The organism is Ruegeria sp. CDSA033 (genome assembly GCF_059612305.1).
Map to the genome: position 1 here is coordinate 1 of NZ_JBXWQI010000051.1, position 3,305 is coordinate 3,305.

4 protein-coding genes and 1 pseudogene are annotated in these 3,305 nt (G+C 55.7%); 2 read left to right on the top strand and 3 right to left on the bottom strand.

All coding sequences use genetic code 11. The annotated features are described in order from the left end of the window. Nucleotides 1–224: 224 nt before the first annotated feature. A pseudogene (locus AC2FLA_RS22325) lies at nt 225–911 on the bottom strand (IS6 family transposase). Between the two features lie 171 nt (nt 912–1,082). Here AC2FLA_RS22325 and AC2FLA_RS22330 point away from each other — a divergent pair. Further along, entirely contained in the window at nt 1,083–1,280 is a 198-nt protein-coding gene (locus AC2FLA_RS22330; protein ID WP_496725424.1) for an IS110 family transposase, read from the top strand. A gap of 179 nt (nt 1,281–1,459) precedes the next feature. After that, nucleotides 1,460–1,606 (top strand): transposase, encoded by a 147-nt coding sequence (locus AC2FLA_RS22335; protein WP_496725419.1) that lies wholly within the window; start codon nt 1,460–1,462, stop codon nt 1,604–1,606. A gap of 342 nt (nt 1,607–1,948) precedes the next feature. Here the strand turns inward: AC2FLA_RS22335 and AC2FLA_RS22340 are convergent, their stop codons facing one another. Next, nucleotides 1,949–2,224: a DUF4147 domain-containing protein gene (locus AC2FLA_RS22340; RefSeq protein ID WP_496725420.1), complete on the bottom strand. Its 276-nt coding sequence runs from the start codon at nt 2,222–2,224 to the stop codon at nt 1,949–1,951. Nucleotides 2,225–2,231: 7 nt separating this feature from the next. Then, nucleotides 2,232–3,209 carry an HpcH/HpaI aldolase/citrate lyase family protein gene (locus AC2FLA_RS22345; protein WP_496725422.1) on the bottom strand — a complete coding sequence of 326 codons (978 nt, stop codon included), beginning with the start codon at nt 3,207–3,209 and terminating at the stop codon, nt 2,232–2,234. Nucleotides 3,210–3,305: the final 96 nt, after the last annotated feature.

Genomic DNA, 3,305 nt, shown 5'->3' on the forward strand with positions numbered 1-3,305 from the left:
GGTGCCCGAAGGTCTTCCTGTCAGCAATCGCCCTCGCAGCACTCGTTATCTATTGGCTATGAGTCCTGACCCTAGCACCGGCGAACGACGATAAGATCGATTTCCGAGAATTTCCGTTCAAAATTGAGATTTGCCCGTTCGAAGGAGAGTTAGGGTATTGCGCAGTTGTTTGAGGATGCATGAAAAGTGATATTGTTCCGCGCTCAGGCTTTCATTTCTGCTGCCTATTCATCCCAGAGTGCGAACGCATCAGTCCGCGAGTGGCGGTATGAGATGGCGGTGAGTTGGTATCGACGCGGACGAAAGATTATGTTGATCTGGTCATGCGCAGACAGAAACCTCTGGGCTTGCCGGTGTGATTTGAACCGCCCAAACATTTTTCTCGCTTCCGTGTCGGCCTGTGCGACACTTCGATTGTATTGTTTAGCCCTTTGTGGGCCCGGTGGTCGGCCTGCGGTGCTAAGTCGCTGACGGGATTGATGTAGCTGCGCAGCTTGTCAGTGATTACGCCCCTCGGTTCACCGAATTGGGCCACCAGCCTTTGAAAGAACCGCTTTGCAGCTCTTGAGTTCCGAAGTGTTTGCACGAGAACGTCGAGCACGTCACCATTTTCGTCGATAGCGCGCAATAGCCGGTGTTTTCTGCCGCGGATCGAAATCACGGCTTCGTCCATATGCCACTTGTCGTTTGGCCGTGGACGATCTGGCCGACCGATCTTCGAATTGCTGCCCACACCGATTGACCTATAGCCGTACCGCTTCCCGGCTTACAATCACGCCCCTCGCTGCCAACAGATCCTCTACATCTGCCGTGCTCAGTGCAAAGCGGTGGTACGCCCAGACTGCATAAGCAATGATCTCACGAGGATAGCGGAACCCTTTCAGGCGCGGCATATTGGTCGGAATGTACATGACCTGCGGATAGCCCGGTCAAAACAGACGAACAACCTGGCGATATCGGTGGATGAGATAATTCTGGAAGCGACAGTCAACATAATGGCGATCGTACGGCTATTGCCCCTTTTTGTGAGACGCGTTGTCATATCCAATCGACGGCTCGTTCGCGCCATTCCCTGAGCGAAAATCAAGGCCGACAAGATCGACGCGAGCGTTCTCGCGAAGCTTCACGCCAGTGGCTTTTTGCCAGAAGTCTGCATGCCGGTTGAAGAAACGGAACGGCTAAGTCGGGCCGTGTCCGAGCGAGTGCAGTTAGTTTCCCAAATGACCCGTCTCAAGAATAGGATCAATTCGGTGCTGCATGCCAATCTGATCCCACCGTAAAATGCGTCTTATTTACAAAGCGTGGGAAGAAATGGCTGGAGGAAAAACCTGTCGCACAAGACCAGCGCTACGTCATCCTCCGCCATTCCGGCGAGCTGGACCGTCTCGGTCTCGAGCTCAAACAGATCGATGAAAACCTTGCACACACAGCGCTCAAGGAGCCGCACGTCAAACAACTGATGACAATCACCGGCGTAAAATTGATCGTTGCTCTGAGCGTTCTGGCGGCAATTGGCGATATCGAGCGCTTCCGGTCTCCTGAACTTCCCTGTGTTTACCGGAGAGTAAAAACTCCAAAGGTGAGCCTTATGACAAAGAAGAAATAAATTCCAGCCTATCCGGCTGAACTTCGCGAACGCGGTGTTCGGCTTTTTCGCGAGAACCGCTCAGAATACACAGGTAACGCCGCTGATCGAGCGATTGCGCGAAGCTCGGCTGTTCTCCGGATAGTCTGCACGTTTGGTGTCAGCCGGCGAAACGTGATGTTGGAGAGCGGGCCGGCCTGACGACCGCTGAGACGGATCGGATCAAAGATCTTGAGCGGGAGGTCGCGAGCTGCGCCAAGCCAAAGAGATTCTGAAGAAGGCATCTGCATATTTTGCCCAGGCGGAGCTCGACCACCCGCTCAAACGACGATCGCCGTCATCGGGGATGGGATGCCCGCTTGTTTAGACAGTCGCGCCGGATACATCCGTCTGATTTTCAGCATGCGTTACAGCCAAAGCTACATGCGGGCCTTCAACGTGTTGTAACGCCTCTGACAGCATTTTGGGCGCAGCCTTCCCGACCGCAATCAGGACGCTGCGCCCGCCACTTGCAGGTGTTGGCAGTGGCGCGACGCATAACTTGCGACGCAGGGCAGTAGCTCGGTCCGCTGCCGACACTGCCTCGGCAAAGATAGCCGAAGCAGTGGTGCGAAGCGTTGTCGTTGAATGGCCCGGCACTACAGGTTCACGCAGCCGCGATTTGACTAGCCTTTTCGACCAGTACTTCGGCCTGACGGATCGAGGCATAGTCGATCAGGCGACCATCCAGAGACACAGCGCCTTTGCCAGCCGATTCAGCCTCGGACATGGCAACGAGTATGCGCTGTGCTTTGGTGACTTCGGCATCTGATGGCGACATGACCTCATTGGCCAGGGCAATCTGGCTGGGGTGGATAGCCCATTTTCCTTCACATCCCAGAACGGCCGCGCGTTTCGCTGCCGCGCGATACCCGTCTGGATCCTGAAAGTCACCAAAGGGCCCGTCGATCGGGCGCAGGCCGTTGGCTCGGGCGGCGACAACCATGCGGGCTAGCGCATAGTGCCACATATCGCCCCAATGCGTCATGCGTCCGCCATCTGCATCCGCATCGGTCAGAACGGAATAGTCGGGGTTTACACCGCCGATGATGGTGGTCCGGGCACGGGTTGAAGCCGCATAATCGGCGACCCCGAAATGCAGGCTTTCGTTGCGTTTGGATGCGGCCGCAATCTCGCTGACATTCTGCATGCCAAGCGCGGTTTCGATGATGTGTTCGAATCCGATCCGTTTCTTGTAACCTTTGGCGTCCTCGATCTGCGTCACCAGCATGTCGACTGCATATACGTCAGCTGCGGTTCCAACCTTGGGGACCATGATCAGGTCCAGGCGATCACCGGCCTGTTCGACCACATCCACCACATCGCGATACATGTAGTGCGTGTCCAGCCCGTTGATCCGCACCGACATGGTCTTGTTGCCCCAGTCGATATCGTTCAGCGCTTCGATGATGTTCTTGCGCGCCTGTTCCTTTTCGTCCGGTGCAACAGCGTCTTCCAGATCAAGGAAGATAACGTCCACATCCGATTTCGCTGCCTTTTCGAACATTCCGGGCTGGCTGCCCGGAACGGCCAGCTCGCTGCGGTTCAGGCGTGCGGGGGCTTGGTCGATGTTGTGAAAGCTCATGGTTTTGGGATCCTTCGTCTTACAGGTTTGGATAGATCGGGAATTTAGCGCAAAGCTCTGCAACCTCGGCTTTGACCTTGGCTTCAACCGCGCCAT